This is a genomic window from Pseudomonas sp. 22515, assembly GCF_052044625.1.
GTDB classification, from domain to species: Bacteria; Pseudomonadota; Gammaproteobacteria; order Pseudomonadales; family Pseudomonadaceae; genus Aquipseudomonas; species Aquipseudomonas alloputida.
Genome location: NZ_JBQENN010000066.1, coordinates 1 through 3548 on the forward strand (window position 1 = coordinate 1; position 3548 = coordinate 3548).

Here is a 3548-nt window from a genome sequence, read left to right on the forward strand (position 1 = left end):
TGCGGCCCAGCGGGTCGGTCTCTTCGAGCAAGCGGGAGAATTCGTCGTACTTGAATTGCAGGCGGTTACCGTCCGGCAAGGTCAGGCCAACCATATTGCCGTGTTCGTCCAGCTCGATGGCGTAACGCTCCCCGCCATAATCGCGGCTGGCGACCACGCGGTGGTCGGCGTTGTACTGCACTTCCAGCTCGCGGCCAAGTACGTCGGTGGCCCAGCTGGTGCGGCTATCGAGGTCGTAGCGGAAGTGGTAGTGCTCGCCGTCGCTGGTCCAGTGCTCGACCACACGTGGCTTGTCGCCCAGGGTTTGCCAACGGTAGTGGCAGCCCAGCCCCAGCGCGTTGCTGTGGGTCACCATCAGGCCGTCGGCGTAGCTGAAGCTGCGCACGGTGTCGCCGTTGCGGTTGATCACCGCGCTTAGCTGGCCGTGTTCGTCGTAGCGGTACTGGGTAAGCGTTTCCACCGCTTCGTTGTTCACCACGCGCTTGATGTCGGTCAGGCGACCCAGCGGGTTGTCGTAGTGCAGGTGCACGCGGGTGCCGCCGGTGGCGCTGATGTCGGTCAGTGTTTCTTTATTTTTAAAAGAGCCAGAACCACAGCAATATACAAAAAACACTCAACTCTACCAATCTCCTCGCCATGCCTCAAGGTAAAAGCTTTCTCTTGATATCCCTACAAGCTCTCCAAGCCTATACAGAACGTCCAACAAGGAATCTCTTTCAGCTGTTTCAATTGGAAGTGCCAACGCATTAATACCAAGCATACACCTCCTAAACAGCGGGAGCATTGCCATACCATATTGAGAGCAAGGGGCTTCAACCAAATCGGCCGCCAACTGATTCAATATAGGCAGCAAAACAGTCAAGCAATCTGCATCACCTTCCAAAAACTGCAATTGCTCAAAAAAAATATCCGCCTTTGCACGCCCCATATTCGAGTTCCAATCTGCTCATATAGCGTATGCTAATTTGCGGGGAAATTTTTAGGGCGCTCTAAGCTTGGATATATAATTTTTTTTTGCTCATCCCAATTAATACCTGTATCATGAAAGAATTTAAGTCTTGCTTTCAGCTTGTCCGGCTCACCAAAGACACCACACAGTTCATGCGAATTAATAATGTCCAAATCAGCGCTAACAGAGAGATCCGACTTAATCACCCGCGCCCCAAAGCTTGAGTATCGATCAGTCAACTCGATAAGATTGGCAGTATAGGTATCCTCGGCAACCCATTCAAAAGAAAGCATTTGCCTGTTAATGGGGCGATGATTCACAACAACCTCGTCTTTTGCAAGAACTCTCACAAATAAAGACTTTAGTCGCTTCTCTGCAACAAAAATACAAAATAGCAAGTTAGCATTATTCAGATCGCAACCTCGCCAATCATCATTAACGCTGAACACATCAAAGAACTCCATCAAGCCATTAACTCTCATTTGGGCTAGAGTAAAGAGAGCATCATCTAACTTTACGACCAAAACCGAATCTTCAACCCACTTCACACTTTTCAACATCCAGAAGCTCCTGTTTTCATCACTTTAGCCGCGTTGGTTTTTGCTCTATATTCATCTGCGGCTGCGAGGTACGTGGCCGCGTTGGGATTTTTGGCTCCGACTGGATTCTGTAAGTTCGAAGTTTTCGCAAGCCCACCGCGATCTTCGAAAACCCGCTGCTCCAGCCCCCTAGCAATATTTTTGCCAGATTGGCCGTCACCAACAAATATCGGTTTAGGGGCTTGATCGAAGCCTGATGTATTTGGGTATCTATACCGTAACACATCTTCCGCCGAATGCCCCAGTCCTGGCTTGCTGGCATAACCAATATATGGCTTACCATTTTTGATACCTTCATAAGTTATATGAGTTGCATTAGCAGGATTACCTGCCCAACCAAGCGGATCCAGCCAGCCAGTTGGGTTTACACCATATTGATAGAGATTCAATCTACCCAAGAGACCTATCGGATCATGAGTAATATATCTCCCTACGCAGGACTCATAATATCTGAAAGTATTATAGTAAAGTCCCGTTTCAAAATCATAGTATTGGCCTTGGAACCGAAGGTTCTGCTCGACCTCACCGATAACCAGTTGCTCTAACGCCCCCCACGAACGATATGTCGCCTGCCAAACGATTTTGCCGTCACTGTCCGTCAGCTCCAACGGCGTACCAATCTGATCCGTATGGAAGTAATAGACCTTCTGCCCTTCCCCTTCAACCTGATCAACCCGCGCTAACGGTGCATAGCTACCCGGCTCGTACAGGTACAGGATGCTCTGCCCAGGCGTCTCCTCACGCAGCATTCGCAAGCCTTGCCAGAGAAAGCGCTTCTGCTCGACCTCGCCATTGATTTCAGCCTGCTTGGCCACCCGCCGTCCCAGGCTGTCATACCGGTACTGCCCGGTGCTCTCCAGTCTGTCACCGACATACGTTTCAGCTTTAACCAGCCGGTTCTCACAGTCATAGGCGAAGTGCTGCAGCTTGCTGTGCCCCGAGCGTTTCTCGACCAGATTGCCCCACGGGTCGTAGCGATACTCCTGATCCCGCCACTGTTTGATCCGGTTGTCCTTGACCTTGTCGAACTGCCGCGCATTGAAGTCCAGGCGGTTGGCTGCCGGGTCGTAGCGGAACTCCTCGCTGCCCACCAGCGAGCCCGTATCACGGCTGCGCAACTGGCCGTTGGCTTCGTACTCGTACTTAATCTCGCCGCGTAGCTTGTCGAGGGTACGCACCAGTTCACCGGCCGGGTCGTACTGATAACGGCGGTGGATCGGGTTGTAGGCGTGCTCCACCAGCAACGAGGTATTCACACCGGTGTTGTGCACTTGCGAGAGCTTGTAGGCCGGCAAGGTCGAGGCAAACTGCCAGGCCTTGCGCCCCATGGCGTCGTAACCGAAGCAACTGGTGAGCTTGCCCTGGGTCCGGTACACCTCGCGGTGCAGGTCATCGCGCTCCATGTCGCTGATCACCTGACCATCCAGGTTCAGCTGGTGCAGGTGGCCACTGCCGTAATACAGGTGATTGACCTTGCGCCCATCCGGCAGGGTCAGCGTGGTCAGGTTGCTGAGTGGGTCGTACTCGTAGCCAAGCGTTCCGGCGGAGGTGATTTCTTTCGTCAGCCGACCGAGCAGATCGTAGGCGTACTCAAGCTTTTCTTCCGTGATCCCAAGCTGCTTGCCGATCCCGCTCGGTTGCCGCTCGATGCTCAGCAACCGGTCACCGTCGTCGTATGCGAATGTCTGGCTCGCATCACGGTTGATCTTGGCGACCAAACGGCCAATGGCATCACGCTCGAACAGCGTATGGCGCTCGGGCCGCTCGGCATTTTCGCCATAGCCAATCTCATCCAGTCGTGTGAGATGGCCACCGACGTCGTAGCTGAAACGCCGGGTCAGGTTATCCACCCGCACTTCTTCGCTCAGCCGGTCCGAAGCGTCGTAGGCAAAGCTGTACGTGGCGTTGTTCTCGTTGACCAGCGCGGTCAGGCGAATGGCCTTGTCGTACTCGTAGCGAACCCGCTGGCCCTTGGCATCCTGGCGGCTGCTCGGCAGGCC

Annotated in this window: 3 protein-coding genes and 1 pseudogene; all 4 read right to left on the reverse strand. The window is 53.6% G+C overall.

Translation table 11 applies throughout. The features are described 5' to 3' along the window. Nucleotides 1-613: pseudogene (locus ACTJJN_RS26915) on the reverse strand (type IV secretion protein Rhs); the annotation flags it as partial. Between the two features lie 6 nt (nucleotides 614-619). Further along, a complete protein-coding gene (locus tag ACTJJN_RS26920) occupies nucleotides 620-928 on the reverse strand; it encodes a hypothetical protein (protein ID WP_190869278.1) in 309 nt (102 codons plus the stop codon). Between the two features lie 32 nt (nucleotides 929-960). Continuing rightward, a complete protein-coding gene (locus tag ACTJJN_RS26925) occupies nucleotides 961-1509 on the reverse strand; it encodes a hypothetical protein (protein WP_190869279.1) in 549 nt (182 codons plus the stop codon). Beyond that, nucleotides 1503-3548: RHS repeat-associated core domain-containing protein (locus ACTJJN_RS26930; protein ID WP_440781793.1), on the reverse strand; the 2046-nt coding region annotated here is incomplete at its 5' end. The genes ACTJJN_RS26930 and ACTJJN_RS26925, both read right to left, overlap by 7 nt.